We start from the raw sequence: 296 nt of genomic DNA on the forward strand, positions 1-296 counted from the left end.
ATCCGTTGCCACCAGAATATACTGCCCCCGGTCACGCGCCGCGTACTCCCACTGCGCTTCCGTTGGCAGGGAAAACGCCAGCCCCGTCTCCTTTTTCAGCCAGCGGCAGTAGCTGTCGGCCTCGCGCCATGACACCACCGCCGGACTGTTTTTAAAATGGTTCATATCCGCCAGCGTTTTATTATCGTATTGATCTTTGTAACGTAACTCCGGTAGTCCCGCCATTTTCAGATAAAAAGCGTAATCCTCATGGGTCACCTTGAAACGACCGATGGAATAGCTGGTCAGCGTCACCT

At 53.7% G+C, this 296-nt stretch carries 1 protein-coding gene; it reads right to left on the reverse strand.

Features of this window, described 5'->3' with window-relative positions:
- A partial coding sequence (locus tag OGW16_RS02065; RefSeq protein ID WP_286517665.1) for a formylglycine-generating enzyme family protein occupies positions 1 to 296 on the reverse strand: 296 nt, incomplete at both ends.

This window comes from Citrobacter sp. Ce104 (assembly GCF_030334595.1).
Lineage (GTDB): Bacteria > Pseudomonadota > Gammaproteobacteria > Enterobacterales > Enterobacteriaceae > Citrobacter > Citrobacter europaeus.